The sequence below is a fragment of the Ensifer sp. Root31 genome (assembly GCF_001424825.1).
Taxonomy (GTDB): domain Bacteria; phylum Pseudomonadota; class Alphaproteobacteria; order Rhizobiales; family Rhizobiaceae; genus Ensifer; species Ensifer canadensis.
On record NZ_LMCO01000012.1, the window covers coordinates 512,278 to 531,280 of the forward strand.

Here is a 19,003-nt window from a genome sequence, read left to right on the forward strand (position 1 = left end):
GGTCGCTTTTCGGCCAACCGTGCGTGGTTGGCAAAGACGCCGGGTCTGGGAACTGATATCCGAGGTCTTTGCCCCCTCCCAATAGTTGCAAAGTTCCCGGATTTTGCCAAAATATTCTAATTTAGATTGCAGGAAGAGGGTGGTAAGGTGCGATCTGCGTCGCTGACTTTCCCATCCGCTATTTGACCGAGTGGCCCATGTCGATTTCAGATGCGATCTACCGTCCGTTCGAAACCTTGATCCGACCCCTGGATATTCCTTACCGACCGCTGCCGTCCAAGGGGCCCGCAACTGTCCTTCTGCATTTCATATCGATGTTCCGTGGCGTGCTGATCGCGCTCGCGCTTTCGTCCATGGCGATTGAGGCCATCAACCTGACTATCGTCTGGGGGCTTTCTGTCATCGTCGATGGCGTATCGCAGAACGGTGCATCCGCCTTCTTGCACAACGAATGGCCCCTCCTGACCTTTCTTGGGCTGCTGATCTTTCCGGCCATGCCGGTCGCCTCGTTTCTATTGAACACACTCAACTCGCATACGCTCGGCGTCGGCATGCCGGCCGCTATCCAATGGCAGGGTCACAAGGCGGTCGAGCGGCAGGATCTGGCGTTTTTCCACGATCTTTTTGCCGGACAGGTCGCTTCGCGCCTGTCACAAGTATCATCCGCCGTTCAGCAGCAGATCATCGCCGCCTTCCAGTCCATTCCACGTTTCCTGCTGCAGATGGTCGGTTCCGTCGTTTTGCTGAGCGCCCTATCCTGGCAGCTCGCCTTGCCCGTCATCGTCTGGATCGGGCTCAATGTGGCACTCGCCATCAAGATGGCGCCGATTTTTGTCGAACGCTCGCGCAGCACTGCCAAGCAGCGAAGCTTGGTGTCAGGCGCCATCACCGACCTTTACACCAACATGCAAATGATCAAGCAGTTCGCTGCCGAAGACAGCGAGGCCGGCGCGATCCGTCGCATCATTCACAAAACCATACAGACGCAGCACAAGGAACAGCGCATCTACCGCACGTCGGAACTCATTGTCGTGGCGCTGAACATGGCACTTTGGCTGGCGATGCTTTCGATTGGTTTTTCGGGCCTCGTCAACGCCTTTCTCACGGTCGGCGAGTTCGTCGGGGCGGTCTATATCCTCCAAAGACTGTCCGGGCACACTTTCACGTTCCTGCAGATGGGCCAGCAGATCTTCCAGGCGATCGGGACGATTAAGGATGCGATGCCCGTGATGACGACGCCGCCGACCATAACAGATCGGCCTGACGCGAAGACCCTCGTAGTCAACAGCGGCGAGATACGCTTCCAAGACGTCCGCTTCGCATACAAGTCCGGCAAGCCCGTCATCGCCAATCTATCGCTGACGATGCGGCCCGGGGAGAAAGTGGGGCTGGTCGGCCTTTCCGGGGCCGGCAAGACCACGCTGGTGAGCCTGCTGCTGCGCTTCTACGACATCAACGAAGGCGCTATCCTGATCGACGGGCAGGACATCCGCGATGTCACACAGACAAGTCTTCGCCGCAACATCGGGGTCATCGCGCAGGACGTCGCGCTACTGCACCGTTCGGTCGGCGACAATATCCGTTACGGCCGACCGGAGGCGACGCAGGAACAGGTCGAAGAGGCGGCCAAAACGGCAAGGGCCGATGTGTTCATCGCCGATCTTGCTGATGGCGAAGGCCGTAAGGGCTATGGCGCCTTCGTCGGCGACCGCGGCATCAAGCTCTCGGGCGGTCAACGGCAGCGCGTGGCGATCGCCCGCGTTCTGCTGAAGGATGCGCCGATCCTCGTGTTGGACGAAGCGACTTCCGCCCTCGACAGCGAATCTGAGGCGGCCATCCAGGAAAAACTCAACCTGGTGATGGAGGGAAAGACGGTGATTGCCATAGCACATCGCCTTTCGACCATCGCCATGATGGACCGGATAATCGTACTCGATCAGGGACGCATCGTGGAAGAAGGCAGGCCGGAAGAACTGGTTGAACAGGATGGCCTGTTTGCCCGTCTGTGGAAACGCCAGACCGGCGGCTTCATTCCTGAAGAGATAGGCTAGCCCTGAGACAGGCAGTTGGTGGCGAGATGGGCCATCGAGCGGTTTCCAACTTACCGTCACGCCTTCTGTGTCTTCATTGGTTTTCCGCCGTTGCGTCGATCTCAGCCAAAAGGGTCGGTCCCCAGCGGGGCTGACGGTCGCGCGAATACTCGCGTTCACGTTGATGCGTCCGTCGTAGAGTGGACCTTTATCCGCCTGTTGTTGTAGCGGTGAAAACCGCTAATTGAGCGTCGAAAGCACGCTGGTAGGCGGGTCGCGCTTCGCCGCGGGTGATATAGGCGGCGAGGTTCGGATATTCGTCCAATATGCCTGATCCTGCCAATCTGCGCAGCACCGCCACCATAAGAAGGTCACCGGCGCTGAACTCGCCGTCGAGCCAATCGGCATTGCCAAGCCTCCCGGAAAGTTCGCTCAGCCGTTTACGGATGCGGCCCTCGACGGCAGACGTCCGCTGCTCGTACCAGGTCTCATCGCCTTCCAGATACCTGGCGATTTCGCGATCCACGATCGGCGGCTCCATCGTGTTGAGCGCGGCAAACATCCATGTGATCGCGCGTGCCCGGGCATTCGCATCGTGTGGCAGCAGGCCCGAACGGCGTTCGGCGATATGGAACACAATGGCGCCGGACTCGAACAGGGCGAGATCGCCTTCTTCATAGGTCGGGATCTGTCCGAAAGGATGAAGCGCTAAATGCGCGGGTTCCTTCATCGTTTTGAACGAAACAAGACGAACGTCGTAAGGTTGGCCCACTTCTTCGAGCGCCCAGCGAACGCGCATGTCACGCGCCATGCCCCTGCCGCGATCGGGCGACCGTTCAAATGCGGTAATGGTGATAGTCATCACTGTTCTCCATAGCTCGTCTGTCTTGAAGACGATCGACTAAGCGAGATTCCGACACTCCGTGCTCGCGATTGCTCGGGGGTATTACCGCAATTCTGGCCTATGCCCTGCGGGCATCATATCGACGCAGATCAGACTTGGCAGCAATTGCATGGCGCCCCTCACCACTGAGAAGCCCGGCGATCGCAGAATGCCCCGTGAGCATCTTGCCGGATTCTATAGTCTTGGGAATAATCTCTGCGGAAAGAAGCCTATGGCTTCGGAAGCGCTGTCTGGAGCAACGTTCCGACCTCATAAATGACGCGGCATCGACTAAAAAATAGGCAACGATAAATTTGTTAAGAAAATAGGCAATTCTGTTGCGGAAATTGCTGCGCTGCATCATGATCGCTTCATGACAAACCGCGACCTCACCATTCTCGTCATCGACGAGAACGCCATTCGTGCCTCGATCATCGAGGAAGGATTGCATGAGGCCGGGCATCGCAAGGTGACTGTCATTCATGAGGTTCAGGGTGTCGCGCGCGTCATCGACAGTCTCAGGCCCGATGTCATCGTCATCGACATCGAAAACCCCAATCGCGACATGATGGAGCATCTGTTCCAGCTGACGCGCACGGTGGGGCGGCCGATCGCGATGTTCGTGGATCGCTCCGACACCGCTTCGATCGAGGCGGCGGTGGAGGCGGGCGTGTCGGCTTATATCGTCGACGGTCTCAAGAAGGAGCGCGTCAAGCCGATCCTCGACATGGCCGTCAGTCGTTTCAACGCCTTCAGCCGATTGCAACGGGAACTGGCCGATGCCAGGTCCGCGCTCGAGGAGCGCAAGGTCATCGAGCGCGCCAAGGGCATCCTGATGAAGATCCGTGGTCTCTCGGAAGAGGAAGCCTTTGCCCTGCTGCGGCAGACGGCGATGAACGAAAAGAAGAAGATGTCTGAAATCGCGCAAAGCGTGGTGACGGCCGCCGGCCTGCTGATGTGATGGCGGGCGCGGCGTACCGGCTTTGTCGCAAGGAGTAGGTGGAGTGAACAGCATGGCCAATTTCGGCGATATCGGCAGCGGCCTCACCTCGTCCGGTCACGGATTGCCGGCGCCGCAAAAGATGCGCAGCGAGGGCGCCCGCACGCTTCGTGCCGGCTTCATCCCACTCGTCGATGCATCGGTCCTGATCGCCGCTTGCGAGTTCGGTTTTGCCCGCAGCGAAGGTCTGACACTCGATCTGGTCAAGGATGTCTCCTGGGCGAATGTCCGCGACCGTTTGGCGTTCCGCCAGTTCGATATTGCCCACATGCTTTCCCCCATGCCGGTTGCGGCCATGCTTGGACTTGGCTCCAATCCTTCGCCGACGATCACGCCCTTCTCGCTCGGGCGTGGCGGTAATGCCATCACGCTGTCCAATCGGCTCTTTGCCCGCATGGTGGAGGAGGGGGGGCTTGAAGGCGCCGAGAACGCGCTTGCCTATGCGCAAGCGTTCGCCGCCGTACTTGGTCGCATGAAAGCGAATGGCGATGCGCCGCCGACCTTGGGCGTCACCTATCCGTTCTCCTCGCACAATTACGAATTCCGCTACTGGCTGGCTGCCGGCGGCGTTGATCCGGATCGTGACGTCAAGCTTGTCGTCGTGCCGCCGCCGATGACAACAGACGCGCTCGAAGCCGGCGCGATCGATGGTTTCTGCGTCGGCGCGCCCTGGAACATGGTTGCATCCGAGCGCGGCGTCGGACGTATTGTCGCCGCCAAGCAGGATATCTGGCCGTCGGCGCCCGAAAAGGTCATCGGCATGCGCCCCGAGTGGGCCGAAGCCAATCCAGAGACGGTTTCGCGGTTGATCGTGGCGCTGGATGCTGCCGCCCGTTGGTGCGACGATCCGCAAAATCGCGATGCCTTGTCCGAAGCGCTCGCCGACCAGCGCTATGTCGGCGCCCCGGTCGAAATCATCCGCCGCGTGCTTTCCGGTGAGTTCACCATCGACGCTCAAGGACAGCGTCGGGTCATCGACGACTATTTCGTCTTCCACCGCAACTTCGCCAACTATCCCCGCCCGAGCCACGCACTCTGGATCTACAGCCAGATGGCGCGCTGGGGACAGGCCGACTTGGGCCCGGAAGCGACGACGGCGGCAGCTTCGGCCTATCGCCCTGACCTTTATCGGCTTGCGCTCGGGGCCGATGCGGCACCGGCGGAAGCCGATATCAGGATCGAGGGCGCATCCGCTGAGGATCGCTTCATGGACGGCCATGTTTTCGATCCTGCCGCGATTGAGGCCTATGTCGAGGCGTTTCCTGTGCGTGCAGAGAGCGGCGCGACCGCATCTGGTGCTGACAACTGATGGTTCGGCCGCTGCTTGTTTGGGCAGAGCGGCCGAGCCGGCTGTGTGCAGCGCACAATAATTCAGCAGATTCTACAATAGCTGTTTTGCTGGGCAATTACGCTCGTTCGTATTTTTATCATTCGATATCAAACTATTAGTTCCTGGCTTGTCGAACTGGCACGGCTCTTGCTTGGAAGAAATTGCTTCGGTCAACGGCGATTGAAGCGAGTTCAAACGCCAGATCGCGTTTGCCAGAGACACTGACGTCGCACGGTTTTTGTTTCCCGAGGATTCCTCCTGGTCCCGGACGCAATCTCCAAGCGGCGTTTTTTTATGTCCGGTTTTGCCCGGCAGCAGCAGAGGAACCTGCGCATGATCAAGTTTTCGACTGGCGGACTGACCCGCCGCGGCCTGCTGAAAACCACAGCGACGGCCGCTCTACTCGGTGCCGTCAAGACGGCCTTCCCGACCGGCGCCTTTGCACAGTCGGCCGGTCCCGAGACTACCAAGGCGGTTCTCGGTTTCATTGCTCTGACAGACTCCGCGCCGCTGATCGTCGCCAAGGAGAAGGGCTTGTTCGACAAATACGGCATGACCGAAGTCGACGTCGTCAAGCAGGCCTCCTGGGGCACCACACGTGACAACCTCGTGCTCGGTTCAGCCGGCGCCGGCATCGATGGCGCCCATATCCTGACGCCGATGCCCTACCTGATTTCGACCGGCAAGGTGACACAGAACAACCAGCCGCTGCCGATGGCGATCCTCGCGCGCCTCAATCTCGACGCGCAGGCAATCTCGGTCGGTGGCGCCTATGCCGATCTCAAGGTCGGCCTCGACGCGTCGGCGCTCAAGGAAGCCTTTGCCAAGAAGAAGGCTGAAGGCGCGGCCGCCAAGGTGGCGATGACCTTCCCGGGCGGCACACATGACCTGTGGCTGCGCTATTGGCTCGCCGCTGGCGGTATCGATCCGGACTCCGATGTCGAGACCATCGTCGTGCCGCCGCCGCAGATGGTCGCCAACATGAAGGTCGGCACCATGGACTGTTTCTGCGTCGGCGAGCCGTGGAACGAGCAGCTCGTCAACCAGAAGATCGGCTATACCGCCGTCAACACCGCCGAGATCTGGAACGAGCATCCGGAAAAATCCTTCGCCATGCGGGCCGACTGGGTGGAGAAGAACCCGCGCGCCGCAAGGGCGCTCACCATGGCCATCCAGGAAGCGGCGCAATGGTGCGACGACATGGCCAACAAGGAAGAGCTGGCAAAGATCGTCGGCAAGCGCAGTTGGTTCAACGTGCCGCCGAAGGACATCGTCGACCGGCTGAAGGGCGAATACGACTACGGTAACGGCAAGGTCGTCGAGGCGAGCCCGCACTTCATGAAGTTCTGGCGCGACCACGCCTCCTATCCCTTCCAGAGCCATGACAGCTGGTTCCTGACGGAGAACATCCGCTGGGGCAAGTTTGCTCCTGACACCGACATCAAGGCGCTCGTTGCCAAGGTCAACCGCGAGGATATCTGGCGTGAGGCGGCCAAGGAGCTCGGCGTCTCCGACATCCCGACCTCGACCTCGCGCGGCATCGAGAAATTTTTCGACGGCAAGGTGTTCGATCCGGCGGACCCGCAGGCTTACCTGAAAAGCCTGAGCATTTCGCGCCTCGCCTGAGCCTTCGTGGCGGCGGGCGAGCCCGCCGCCGCTCGACTTGAACCTTTAGGAGAACGGTATGTCCGTCACCAATCTCAAGCTTCCCCAGGAGGCTGCTCAGCGGCCCGTGGCCCGGGTCATCGCCTTTACCCGTGCGACGAAGCCCGGCGGTAGCCGCCGGTTGCCGGCAGCACTCGCCACAGCCTTGACCAACCTCGTCCCGCTGGTGGTGACCCTGAGCTTTATCCTCGTCGCCTGGCAGGTGATCTGTTCTGCGCCCGACTCGAGCCTGCCGGCGCCGACACGTGTTCTGGAGGAAAGCTGGGAGCTGATCGCGCATCCGTTCTATGTCGGACAGGGCGTCGATCAAGGCCTGTTCTGGCATATCTCGGCCAGCCTTCAGCGCGTCGCGATCGGTTATGCGCTCGCCGCTGTCGTCGGTATCGCGCTCGGCGCACTCGTTGGCCAGAGCGCCCTTGCCATGCGCGGGCTCGATCCGATCTTCCAGGTGCTGCGCACCGTGCCGCCGCTCGCCTGGCTGCCGCTGTCGCTCGCCGCCTTCCAGGACGGCACCCCCTCGGCGATCTTCGTGATCTTCATCACCGCGATCTGGCCGATCATCATCAACACCGCGGTCGGCATCCGCAACATTCCGCAGGACTACCAGAACGTCGCCAAGGTGCTGCGGCTCAATGCCTTCGAATATTTCGGCAAGATCATGCTGCCGGCTGCTGCCCCTTACATCTTCACTGGCCTTCGCATCGGCATCGGTCTTTCCTGGTTGGCGATCGTTGCCGCCGAGATGCTGATCGGCGGCGTCGGCATCGGTTTCTTCATCTGGGATGCGTGGAACTCGTCGCTGATCAGCGACATCATCGTTGCGCTCATCTACGTCGGCATCGTCGGCTTCCTCCTCGATCGTCTCATCGCCCTCATCGGCCGCGTCGTCACCCGCGGCACGGCAACTGCGTGAGAAAGGCAAAGACCATGACCAAGAGCTATCTCTCGCTTGAGCTTATCGACAAGAGCTTCGAACGCGGCGGCGTCAGGACGGACGTTCTGAAGCAGGTCTCGCTTTCCGTCGACAAGGGCGAATTCATCTCGATCATCGGCCATTCCGGCTGCGGAAAGTCGACGCTGCTCAATATCGTCGCCGGCCTGACGCAGGCGACCACCGGCGTCGTGCTCCTCGATGGCCGCGTTGCCGACGAGCCGGGACCGGACCGCGCCGTCGTCTTCCAGAACCATTCCCTGCTGCCCTGGTTGACGGTTTACGAAAACGTCCGCCTCGGCGTCGACAAGGTCTTCCGCGCGACCAAGGGCAAGGCCGAACGTCACGAATGGACCATGCGCAATCTCGAGCTGGTGCAGATGGCGCATGCCGCCGACAAGCGTCCGTCCGAGGTTTCCGGCGGCATGAAGCAGCGCGTCGGCATCGCCCGGGCGCTGGCCATGGAACCGAAGGTTCTTCTGCTCGACGAGCCGTTCGGCGCGCTCGACGCCCTGACCCGCGCCCATCTGCAGGACCAGGTGATGCAGATCCACGCCGAGCTCGGCAATACGGTGCTGATGATCACCCATGATGTCGATGAAGCGGTGCTGCTTTCCGACCGCATCGTCATGATGACCAATGGTCCCTCGGCGCGCATCGGCGAAATCCTCGATGTGCCGCTAGCCCGCCCGCGCCGGCGCATCGAACTGGCGGCCGACCGAACCTACCTCAAATGCCGCGAAGCGGTGCTCAAGTTCCTCTACGAGCGCCACCGTTTCGTCGAAGCTGCGGAGTAATTTCCCATGGCTCACCAAACGCCCGAAAAACTCGTCATCATCGGCAATGGCATGGCGCCCGGACGCATGCTGGAGCACCTGTTCGAACAGGCGCCGGGGCAATATCAGGTCACGATCTTCAACGCCGAACCGCGCGTCAACTACGACCGCATCATGCTTTCGCCGGTCCTTTCCGGCGAAAAAGACTACGAGCAGATCATCATCCACGGCGATGGTTGGTACATCAAGCACGGGATCACGCTCTACAAAGGCCACAAGGTCGTGGCGATCGACCGCGCGAAGAAGACTGTGACCTCTGATCACGGTGTGACCGAAAGCTACGACAAGCTTGTCATCGCGACAGGCTCAGTGCCCTTCATTATCCCGGTTCCCGGCAAAGATCTGCCCGGTGTTATTACCTACCGCGACCTCGATGACGTGCAGGCAATGTTGCTTGCCGCGCAGTCGCGCGAAAAGGCTGTCGTCATTGGCGGTGGCCTGCTCGGGCTTGAAGCGGCCGCCGGACTTGCCTCGCGCGGTATGGATGTGACCGTACTGCACGTGATGCCAACTCTGATGGAGCGCCAACTCGATCCGGCGGCTGGTTATCTCTTGCAGAAAGCCGTCGAGGAGCGCGGCATCAAGGTCATCTGCAAGGCCAATACCAAGGCAATCATCGGCGATGGCAAGGTCGAGGGCATCGAGCTCGACAACGGCACGATCATTCCCGCGACACTCGTCGTCATGGCTGTCGGCATCCGGCCGAACGCGGGCATCGCCAAGGAAGCCGGCCTAGCGGTCAATCGCGGCATCGTCGTCGACGACGGCATGCAGACCTCCGATGGCGATATCCTGGCGCTTGGCGAATGCGCCGAGGTCGGCGGCATGGTCTACGGCCTCGTCGCACCACTCTACGAAATGGCGCGCATCGCCGCATCGCATCTGGCGGGCGATCGCTCGCCCGCCTTCGTGCATTCCGACACGCCGACGAAGCTCAAAGTCACCGGCATCAACCTGTTCTCCCTCGGAGACTTTGCCGAAGGCGACGATCGCGAGGAGATCGTGCTGCGCGATGCAGCCGGCGGCGTCTACAAGCGGCTGGTGCTGAAGGACAACCGCATCATCGGCACAGTGCTTTATGGCGAAACCGCCGATGGCGCCTGGTTCAACGATCTGAAGAAGAAAGCCACCGATATCTCGGAAATGCGCGAAACGCTCATTTTCGGCCAGGCCTATCAGGGAGGGTCCCCGCTGGACCCTATGGCGGCCGTTGCAGCCTTGCCGGATGATGCAGAAATCTGCGGCTGCAACGGCGTGTGCAAGGGCAAGATCGTGGCGACGATCAAGGGCAAGGGATTGACGTCGCTCGACGATGTCAGGGCGCATACGAAGGCGTCCGCTTCCTGCGGTTCCTGCACCGGGCTCGTTGAGCAGGTGATGTCGCTGACGCTTGGCGAAACCTACAATCCCGCCGCCGTCCAGCCGATGTGCACCTGCACCGAGCTTGGCCACGACGATGTCCGCCGCCTGATCAAGGCCAAGGGCCTGAAGACCATTCCCGCCGTGATGCAGGAACTGGAGTGGAAGACATCCTGCGGCTGCGCCAAATGCCGCCCGGCGCTCAACTACTACCTCGTCTGCGACTGGCCGGACGAATATGCCGACGACTACCAGTCGCGCTTCATCAACGAGCGTGTGCACGCCAATATCCAGAAGGACGGCACCTACTCCGTCGTTCCGCGCATGTGGGGCGGCGTCACAAACTCTGGGGAATTGCGCGCGATTGCCGACGTCGTCGACAAGTTCGAGATCCCGATGGTCAAGGTCACCGGCGGTCAGCGTATCGACCTGCTCGGCATCGAGAAGGAAGACCTGCCGGCCGTCTGGGCCGATCTCGGCAAAGCCGGCTTCGTGTCGGGCCAGGCTTATGCCAAGGGCCTGCGCACGGTGAAGACCTGCGTTGGTTCCGACTGGTGCCGCTTCGGCACCCAGGATTCCACCGGCCTCGGCATCCGCATCGAGAAATTCATGTGGGGTTCCTGGACGCCGGCCAAGCTGAAGCTGGCCGTCTCCGGTTGTCCGAGAAACTGCGCCGAGGCGACCTGCAAGGATATCGGCGTCATCTGCGTCGACAGCGGTTTCGAGATCCACTTCGCCGGTGCAGCCGGGCTCGACATCAAGGGCACGGAGGTTCTCGGCCTGGTGAGGACCGAGGATGAGGCGCTCGAGCATATCGTCGCTCTGACGCAGATGTATCGCGAGCAGGCCCGTTATCTCGAGCGCATCTACAAATGGGCCAAGCGCATCGGTCTCAACGAGATCCGCCGCCAAATCATGGACGATGCCGAACGGCGCAAGGCGCTCTTCGACCGCTTCGTCTTCAGCCAGAAATTCGCCCAGGTCGACCCCTGGTCGGAGCGTGTCTCCGGCAAGGACAAGCACGAGTTTCGGCCGATGGCGACAGTCGGATTTTCAGAAGCGGCGGAGTGAGGGGGTGGACATGAACTGGATCTCAATAGGTGAAATCTCGGACATCCCGCTTCGCGGCGCACGCTGCGTGCGGACGCCCGAGGGCAAGATCGCCGTCTTTCGCACCGCCGAAAACGAGGTTTTCGCCATCGAAGACCATTGCCCGCACAAGGGCGGGCCGCTGTCGCAGGGCATCGTCCACGGCACGGCGGTCACTTGCCCGCTGCACAACTGGGTGATCTCGCTCGAAACCGGCAAGGCGCTGGGCGCAGACGAGGGCGCCGTGCGCACGATCCCTGTGCGCAACGATGGCGGTGCGCTGTTCATCGCACTCGAAAGCCTGATGATCGCGGCGGAGTAGTCATGGCAACCGAAGTCAAAACCACCTGTCCCTATTGCGGTGTCGGCTGCGGCGTGGTCGCGACGGTTGGCGATGACGGCGGCGTCGGTGTGAAAGGCGACCCGGATCATCCGGCCAACTTCGGCCGGCTTTGCTCCAAGGGGGCGGCGCTTGGCGAGACGCTCGATCTCGACGGGCGGCTGCTCTATCCCGAGATCGGTGGACAGGCCGCGGAGTGGGATAAGGCGCTCGACCTCGTCGCCGATCGCTTTTCGCAGGCGATTGCCGAGCACGGGCCGGATTCTGTCGCCTTCTATGTCTCCGGTCAGTTGCTGACCGAGGACTACTATGTCGCCAACAAACTGATGAAGGGGTTCATCGGTTCGGGGAATATCGACACCAACTCCCGCCTCTGCATGTCCTCATCGGTGGCGGGTCATCGCCGCGCCTTCGGATCGGACACCGTTCCCGGTTGCTACGAGGATCTGGAGCTTGCCGATCTCGTGGTGCTGACGGGCTCCAACCTCGCCTGGTGCCATCCGGTACTCTACCAGCGCCTCGTTGCTGCCAAGGCGGCGCGCCCACAGATGCGCGTCGTCGTCATCGACCCGCGCCGCACCATGACGGCCGATATCGCCGACATGCATCTGGCTGTCCGGCCGGATGGCGACGTCGCGCTCTTCAATGGTCTCCTTGCGTACCTGGCCTCCAGCCCGGCCGTAAACCAGGGCTACATCTCGGCACACACCAGCGGATTTGCCGAGGCCCTCGCCGCGGCAAGCGCCTTCGATCAAGCCACACTGGCGCGACTAACTGGGCTCGACGAACAGGAACTCGCCGCCTTCTTCCGACTTTTCGAGAGCAGCGAAAAGGTCGTCACCTGCTACAGCCAGGGGGTCAACCAATCGGTCTCCGGCACCGACAAGGTCAATGCCATCATCAACTGTCACCTGGCGACCGGCCGGATTGGTCGACCCGGCATGGGGCCGTTCTCCCTGACGGGCCAACCCAACGCCATGGGCGGCCGCGAGGTTGGCGGCCTTGCCAATATGCTGGCCGCCCACATGGACATAGAGAAGGCCGGAGACCGCGATCAGGTCAGACGCTTCTGGGGTGCGCCGGCCATCGCCGCAAGACCAGGCCTCAAGGCCGTCGACATGTTTCGCGCAGTCGCCGATGGGCGCATCAAGGCGATCTGGATCATGGCGACCAATCCGGTGGTGTCGATGCCGGATGCCGATGCGGTCGAGGCAGCGCTCAGGGCCTGTCCCTTCGTCGTGATCTCCGATGTCATCAGGCAAACAGATACGACCCGTCATGCGCATGTGCTGTTACCTTCGCTTGGTTGGGGCGAGAAGGATGGCACCGTTACGAACTCCGAGCGCCGCATCTCCCGCCAGCGCAGTTTCCTGACGGCTCCTGGTGAAGCCCGGGCGGACTGGTGGCAACTTGCCGAAGTCGGCAGCCGCATGGGTTTTGCCGGCGCCTTTGCCTACGCATCGGCATCCGAAATCTTTGCCGAACATGCCGGCCTTTCCGGTTTCGAGAACGATGGCCGGCGCGATTTCGATGTCGGCGCCTATGCCGAAATCGATGGTGCCGGCTATGATGCACTCATGCCGTTCCAATGGCCGCAGCCGCGGGGCAAGGCAAGTACTGTGACGCGCTTCTTCGCCGATGGCGGATTCTACCATCCGGATGGTCGCGCGCGCTTCATCACGACCGCAAGCCAGCTTGCCAATCGCGTCAGCGATGCCTTCCCCTTCACCCTCAATACGGGGCGCGTTCGCGACCATTGGCACACGATGACCCGGACGGGAAAGAGCGCGCGGCTCTCCGCCCATATCGGCGAACCCTTCGTCGAGATCCACCCCCGCGATGCGATGGAGCTTGATCTTTCGCCGGCTGATCTCGTGGTGCTGGAAAGCCCCTTTGGTGCGGTGGTCGTCCGAGCACTGATCACCGACCGCCAGGCGCGCGGCAATCTCTTCGTGCCGATGCATTGGAACGACCAGTTCGCGGCTAAGGCGCGCATCGATGCCTTGGTGCCGCCGATCACCGATCCTGTTTCGGGCCAGCCCGCCTCCAAGAACGTTGCCGTTTCCGCCCGCCGTTTCTCAGCCTCCACCTATGGATTTGCAGTCAGTGCCGCAAGGCCGGAAGGGCTTGATTGCGCCTATTGGGCGCTGGCCAAGGCAAGGGGCGGGTGGCGGCTCGAACTGGCGTCGCAGACCGAGCCTGATGATTGGGTGGCGTGGTGCCGACGCATCTTCGATATCCCGGCGGATATCGAACCAATCGGCTATGCCGACGGGCCGTCCGGCCATCGCCGGCTTGCCTTCTTCGATGGCGCCAAGCTGTTGCTGGCGCTTTATCTCGCGCCAGAACCCGTCGCCGTTGCCCGCAGCTGGGCGGTGGAGCAGCTCGGGGCCTCGCATGCCGATCTGCGACTTCGCTTTGCGCTCGTCGCCGGCCGACCGGGTGCGGATAAGCCCGATCCGGGAGCAACCGTCTGCTCCTGTTTCAATGTCGGGATCAACCAGATCGTTGCTGCCGTCCGTGGCGGCTGCCGCTCGGTCGAAGCTATCGGCCAGACGCTGAATGCCGGAACCAATTGCGGCTCGTGCCGCGCCGAGATCAGGGGGATCGTCGATGGATGCCTTGCTGCTGCCGCGGAATGAAATGCGCCTGCGCGCGGACCCGCCGCGCATGATGCCTTTAGCGAAGCTGCCCGTGTTCTTTGCGCTCGAAGGCCGCCGTGTCGTTGTGGCCGGCGGCTCCGACGCCTGCGCCTGGAAGGCGGAGCTGTTGGCGGCCTGCGGTGCCGAGGTGCATGTCTATGCACCGCCTGAGGAAATCGGAGAGGTCTGCGCCCGCCTTTTCGAGGCCGGTTCCTCTCACCCAGGCGGCAGGTTCACCCATCACCGCGAGGCCTGGACAAAGGAAGCGTTCGCTGGTGCGGCGCTTGCGATTGCCGACTGCGAGGGCGATGAGGACGCGCGGTCCTTCTTCGAGGCGGCCAATGCGGCTGGCGTGCCGGTCAACATTATCGACAAACCGGTCTATTGCCAGTTTCAGTTCGGCTCCATTGTCAATCGCTCGCCGGTCATTGTCGCCATATCGACTGACGGCGCCGCGCCCATTCTTGCCCAAGCGATCCGCCGGCGCATCGAGACCTTGCTGCCGCCGGTCCTGAAGGATTGGGCGTCGCTGGCACAGGCGATCCGCGACAAGGTCAATGCGCGCCTCAAGCCCGGCGCGGCACGCCGCGCCTTTTGGGAGCGTTTTGTCGATCGTGCCTTTCAGGAGACACCGGAGGAGGGTGTCGAGATGCGGCTGGTGGCGGAGATGGATCGCCTCGCGGCGAACCGGACCGACACCGGCCGCGTCACGCTCGTCGGCGCCGGGCCGGGCGACGCGGAGCACCTGACGCTGAAGGCGGTGCGTGCCTTGCAAGTGGCCGATGTCATCCTTTTCGACGGTCTCGTTTCCGATGAGGTGCTGGAGCTTGCCCGTCGCGAAGCCAAGCGTCTGCTGGTGGGCAAACGTGGTGGGCGCGCGAACTGCAGCCACGAAGACCTCAACGACATAATGGTATCCTGGGCACGCGCCGGCAAACGGGTTGTCCGGCTGCAATCCGGTGACCCGGCGATTGTCGGCCGTGGCCGCGAGGAGATCGCCCGGTTGGAAGAAAGGGGCATTGCGGTCGATGTCGTCCCTGGCATCACGGCGGCGAGCGCGATGGCGGCACGCCTGTGCGTCCCGGTTGGAGACCGGGATCATAGCGATCCCATCTCCCGATGGGCGTGACGACGGAGACCGCCTTTATTGACAACGATCGCAAGGCGACAGTTGAGGGACGCATCCTAGATGCGCATTTCGCACTGTGGTTCTATAGGCAGCAAACCGCCAGCAGCGTCGTCACTTCCTCTGGGACCGGCCGCTGCAGCATCTCTGTCATTCGCCCTGGGCGAAGCGCCACCATGAACTCTGGTCAAGGCGCCGCTGCGGGATCCGCGACGAAAGCAGGGCCGATCGGCAGCGCACGTTTATGTCCGCTCCCCCGATACGCAGCAAGAATTCGCTCGGCGGCCGACTTGCATATGGTCTTTCCTTCGAGGAAGTCATCGATCGCGTCATAGCCAATTCCATAGACCTCTTCATCGGGCTTCAGCGGGGCGTCTGTCTCCAGATCGGCTGTGGGGACCTTGGAGACGAGATCGGACGGTGCGCCCATGTAAGTGGCGATGGCGCGTACCCGTCTCTTGTTCAGCCCACTGAGAGGGACGACATCTGCGGCGCCGTCTCCGTGCTTGGTGAAGAAGCCCATCAGGGCCTCGGCGGCATGGTCCGTTCCAATCACCAGCCCGTTTGCGGCACCGGCGATCGCGTACTGGTAGATCATCCGCTGACGCGCCTTCACATTGCCGAGGTGGAAGTCGTCGCGCGCCGTGCCAAAAAGATCGCCAGCGGATTTTCGAACCTCAGTGAACAAAGCGTCGGCAGCCGGTTTGACATTTGCTTCCAGGCCAAGATCGGGGTTGATCACCGCCAGACATTCGCGAGCGGCCGCTTCGTCAGCCTGTGTCCCATAGGGCAGCCGAACGGCGATGAACTGCGCGAGATAGCCGTCCTCGCGCAACGCCCGGACGGCCGCTTGTGCAAGCAATCCGGCAGTCAAGGAATCGACCCCACCGCTGATTCCCAATACATAGGCCCGGGCATTTGCCTGTCGCAAATAGCCGGCCAAAAAAGCAATCCGCTCTCTTGCTTCCCTCTCTGCATCGAACTCGTCCGGCACGCCGAGTGCCCGAATGATCTCGAATTGCTCGTCCACTGACCAGTTTCCGGTCAAATCTGCCTCCCATTCGCCGCGTCCGCGTCAAGTGCTTTCATCGTCGGCTCATCTTTTGTGGCGGTCCTCCCAATGTTGCTCGGCGCCCGGCACTGGGGCAAGCCAGGGTTCACGTCTCTTCACCCACAATTCATAGGTTGGAACCAGGTTGGTCGGTGCATCGCTCAAGCTGCCAAGTTGGACCTCGGCTTCATCTTCGTCATAAGCAAACATGTGGGAGCTGCAGCGCGTGCAGAAACGCTGTCCGTTATGGGCAAGCGTCGTCTCCCCGGTAGCGTCGAAATCGACTCTGGCCCAAATGGCGTAGAATGTGAACGCCGATCCGCTCTCTCGGCGGCAATTGGCGCAATGACAGATACCAACTCGGATGGGTTCGCCTTTCACCTCGTATTTGACCTGCCCGCAGAGGCAGCTACCTGATCTCTTCGTCATGGTTGTGGCTCCGTTTCCTCCACAGGCGGGGGCTGGTTCGATCATCAATGACTCACCGGGATCCGGATTGCCATTGCTAAGGGCGTCGTACGTGTTTCCGCTGCCACCCTCATCGCGCGTAACGAACGCCGTCAAATCAATCAATGACCGACTGATGCAGCACGTACAACGGCACCGTGAATGGTGCGGAAAACAAGGAGCATCGCTTTCTGAAACTGAACCTGAGAGCGCTCGCCTCTGCCTTCTGCGCGGTTCTCGCCGTAGTCTTCCTGATGGGCGTAATGGCGCGGATACTACAATTGTGCTGGCCGCATTATTGTGGGCTTGGCGAACGATCGTGATAGTGTTGAGATTGTTGCGCGTGGGGATCTCCAGGATGGCGAGCGGATGATCCTGTGCTGTTGGGGCAGGCTTGATCGTTCCGACCTGGCACATAGCCGTATGAGGGCAAAGTCATGGTCCCGTTACCGCATACCGACCAATCCATCCAGCCATCGACCGGCACACTGCGACCGGATATCATCGCGGGCCTGACGGCCGCGGCCGTGGTGCTGCCGAAGGCCATGGCCTATGCGACCGTTGCCGGCCTTCCCGTCAGCGTCGGGCTCTACACCGCCTTTGTGCCGATGATCGTCTATGCCCTGCTCGGCACCTCGCGCGTGCTCAGCGTCAGTTCGACGACCACCCTTGCAATTCTGACCGCAAGCCAGCTCGCACTCGTGGTGCCCGATGGGAACCCTGAGCAACTGATCACCGCAACCGCAACGCTGACGGCGCTCACGGGCCTGCTCTTGATCGCGGCTTCGGCCCTTCGTTTGGGTTTCGTGGCAAATTTCATTTCGTCGCCGGTGCTCACGGGTTTCAAGGCCGGGATCGGCATCGTCATCGTGTTGGACCAGGTGCCAAAACTGTTCGGGCTGCATTTTACCAAGGAGGGATTCTTCCGGGATATCCTGAACCTCGTCTACCATTTGCCCGAGACGTCGCTCGTCACATTCGCGGTCGGGGCCACGGCACTGCTGCTCCTACTCCTCCTGGAAAGCCGTTGGCCGCATTCTCCGGCTCCTCTCGCTATCGTCGCAGCGGGAATTGCCGTTTCGTGGTTCGCGGGCCTCGGCCCGGCCGGCGTTGCCATCGTCGGGCACATTCCTCAAGCCCTGCCTTCGCTTGTGCTGCCGGATATCGACCTGATCCTGCAACTCATTCCGGGTGCGTGCGGCATCGCGTTGATGAGCTTCACTGAGACGATTGCTGCTGGACGGGCTTTCGCAGTCGCGGGTGAACCGCCCATCCGCCCAAACCGCGAACTGGTAGCGACTGGCGCTGCCAATCTTGCCGGCGGACTCTTCGGCGCGATGCCGGCAGGCGGGGGCACATCGCAGACGGCGGTGGTACGCGCCGTCGGGGGACGCACGCAAAAGGCATCGCTGGTCACGGCGGCGGCCGCTGCGGCGACAATGCTCGTTCTTGCACCGCTCCTCGGGCTTTTGCCGCAGGCTGTGCTCGCGGCCATCGTCATCGTCTACTCCGTCGGCCTCATCCAGCCGGCCGAGTTCGTTTCGATCCGCAAGGTTCGCCGGATGGAGTTTCGCTGGGCGCTCGCCGCCTTCCTCGGCGTGCTCTTGTTTGGCACGCTCCAGGGCATTCTGGTCGCCATCACCCTGTCGCTCGTCGGCCTCTCGGCACAGGCGGCAAACCCTCGCATTCACATGGTCGGCCGCAAACGCGGCGCAGACGTTCTGCGGCCGCTTTCGGCCGAGCATCCAGATGACGAAACCTTCGAAGGCATGCTCATCCTGCGGCCGGAGGGGAGGCTCTTCTTCGTGAACGCCCAGCAGGTCGGCGACCGTATTCGCACGCTGGCCACTGAACAAAAGCCGCGCGTTCTGATGCTGGACCTCAGCCGCGTTGTCGATATCGAATACTCGGCACTCCAGATGATCATCGATGGCGAACGAAGCCTTGCGCGAGCGGGCATCGAACTCTGGCTCGCAGGCCTCAACCCGGATGTGCTCGCCTACATCAGGGCATCAGGGTTTGCCGACCAGCTTGGGCCTGGCCGCATGTTCTTCAATACCCGCACTGGTATCCGCCGCTACCAGGACAGCCTTGCGGCAACGCCGTCACAGCCCGGGACGGGTGCGGCCACGACTTGATGTTTCGGCGCACCTGACATCCGGTTTTCGCGCTTTCGGTGTGTTTGTTTTCGGGCCGCGCCCCTGGAACATGGTTCCAAGCAGAGGATGCGGCTTCCGACCACGCGCGGGAAGTACTGCGCATCAATCAGCTCAA

At 61.7% G+C, this 19,003-nt stretch carries 14 protein-coding genes and 1 pseudogene; 11 read left to right on the top strand and 4 right to left on the bottom strand.

Annotated elements, in window-relative coordinates:
* The first annotated feature begins 197 nt into the window (after positions 1 to 197).
* Complete coding sequence (locus tag ASD00_RS14285; protein ID WP_057207238.1) at positions 198 to 2,051, top strand: ABC transporter ATP-binding protein; 1,854 nt, start codon at positions 198 to 200, stop codon at positions 2,049 to 2,051.
* Between the two features lie 187 nt (positions 2,052 to 2,238).
* On the opposite strand, the gene ASD00_RS14290 is transcribed toward ASD00_RS14285, so the two are convergent.
* Both ASD00_RS14290 and ASD00_RS14295 read right to left on the bottom strand, forming a co-directional pair.
* On the bottom strand, positions 2,239 to 2,892 hold the full coding sequence (locus tag ASD00_RS14290) for a glutathione S-transferase family protein (RefSeq protein ID WP_057207239.1): 654 nt from the start codon (positions 2,890 to 2,892) through the stop codon (positions 2,239 to 2,241).
* Between the two features lie 100 nt (positions 2,893 to 2,992).
* Entirely contained in the window at positions 2,993 to 3,277 is a 285-nt protein-coding gene (locus tag ASD00_RS14295; protein WP_057207240.1) for a hypothetical protein, read from the bottom strand.
* 9 nt (positions 3,278 to 3,286) lie between these two features.
* Here ASD00_RS14295 and ASD00_RS14300 point away from each other — a divergent pair, with 9 nt between their 5' ends.
* The 9 genes and pseudogenes from ASD00_RS14300 to cysG form a co-directional block, all read left to right on the top strand.
* On the top strand, positions 3,287 to 3,874 hold the full coding sequence (locus ASD00_RS14300; protein ID WP_025430178.1) for an ANTAR domain-containing response regulator: 588 nt from the start codon (positions 3,287 to 3,289) through the stop codon (positions 3,872 to 3,874).
* A 52-nt stretch (positions 3,875 to 3,926) separates the two neighbouring features.
* Positions 3,927 to 5,222 (top strand): CmpA/NrtA family ABC transporter substrate-binding protein, encoded by a 1,296-nt coding sequence (locus ASD00_RS14305; RefSeq protein ID WP_057207241.1) that lies wholly within the window; start codon positions 3,927 to 3,929, stop codon positions 5,220 to 5,222.
* Positions 5,223 to 5,576: 354 nt separating this feature from the next.
* Positions 5,577 to 6,869: a CmpA/NrtA family ABC transporter substrate-binding protein gene (locus ASD00_RS14310; protein ID WP_057207242.1), complete on the top strand. Its 1,293-nt coding sequence runs from the start codon at positions 5,577 to 5,579 to the stop codon at positions 6,867 to 6,869.
* A gap of 58 nt (positions 6,870 to 6,927) precedes the next feature.
* Positions 6,928 to 7,821: a nitrate ABC transporter permease gene (gene ntrB, locus ASD00_RS14315; protein ID WP_057207243.1), complete on the top strand. Its 894-nt coding sequence runs from the start codon at positions 6,928 to 6,930 to the stop codon at positions 7,819 to 7,821.
* Between the two features lie 14 nt (positions 7,822 to 7,835).
* A complete protein-coding gene (locus tag ASD00_RS14320) occupies positions 7,836 to 8,636 on the top strand; it encodes an ABC transporter ATP-binding protein (protein WP_025430174.1) in 801 nt (266 codons plus the stop codon).
* A gap of 6 nt (positions 8,637 to 8,642) precedes the next feature.
* On the top strand, positions 8,643 to 11,105 hold the full coding sequence (nirB, locus tag ASD00_RS14325) for a nitrite reductase large subunit NirB (RefSeq protein WP_057207244.1): 2,463 nt from the start codon (positions 8,643 to 8,645) through the stop codon (positions 11,103 to 11,105).
* 10 nt (positions 11,106 to 11,115) lie between these two features.
* Positions 11,116 to 11,445, top strand: coding sequence for a nitrite reductase small subunit NirD (nirD, locus tag ASD00_RS14330; RefSeq protein WP_057207245.1), 330 nt, complete (start codon positions 11,116 to 11,118; stop codon positions 11,443 to 11,445).
* A 2-nt stretch (positions 11,446 to 11,447) separates the two neighbouring features.
* Positions 11,448 to 14,105, top strand: a complete 2,658-nt coding sequence (locus ASD00_RS14335) for a nitrate reductase (RefSeq protein ID WP_057207246.1) — start codon at positions 11,448 to 11,450, stop codon at positions 14,103 to 14,105.
* Positions 14,077 to 15,210 (top strand): annotated as a pseudogene (cysG, locus tag ASD00_RS14340) (siroheme synthase CysG); the annotation flags it as partial. The gene ASD00_RS14335 and the pseudogene cysG, both read left to right, overlap by 29 nt.
* 208 nt (positions 15,211 to 15,418) lie before the next feature.
* Here cysG and nadE read toward each other — a convergent pair.
* Both nadE and ASD00_RS38750 read right to left on the bottom strand, forming a co-directional pair.
* The gene (gene nadE / locus ASD00_RS14345) at positions 15,419 to 16,279 is read right to left on the bottom strand and encodes an ammonia-dependent NAD(+) synthetase (protein WP_057207247.1); all 861 of its coding nucleotides are present in this window, start codon (positions 16,277 to 16,279) and stop codon (positions 15,419 to 15,421) included.
* Between the two features lie 48 nt (positions 16,280 to 16,327).
* Positions 16,328 to 16,711 carry a GFA family protein gene (locus tag ASD00_RS38750; RefSeq protein WP_057217064.1) on the bottom strand — a complete coding sequence of 128 codons (384 nt, stop codon included), beginning with the start codon at positions 16,709 to 16,711 and terminating at the stop codon, positions 16,328 to 16,330.
* 455 nt (positions 16,712 to 17,166) lie between these two features.
* Between ASD00_RS38750 and ASD00_RS14355 the strand changes: the two genes are divergently transcribed.
* Complete coding sequence (locus tag ASD00_RS14355) at positions 17,167 to 18,867, top strand: SulP family inorganic anion transporter (protein ID WP_057207249.1); 1,701 nt, start codon at positions 17,167 to 17,169, stop codon at positions 18,865 to 18,867.
* Positions 18,868 to 19,003 lie beyond the last annotated feature (136 nt).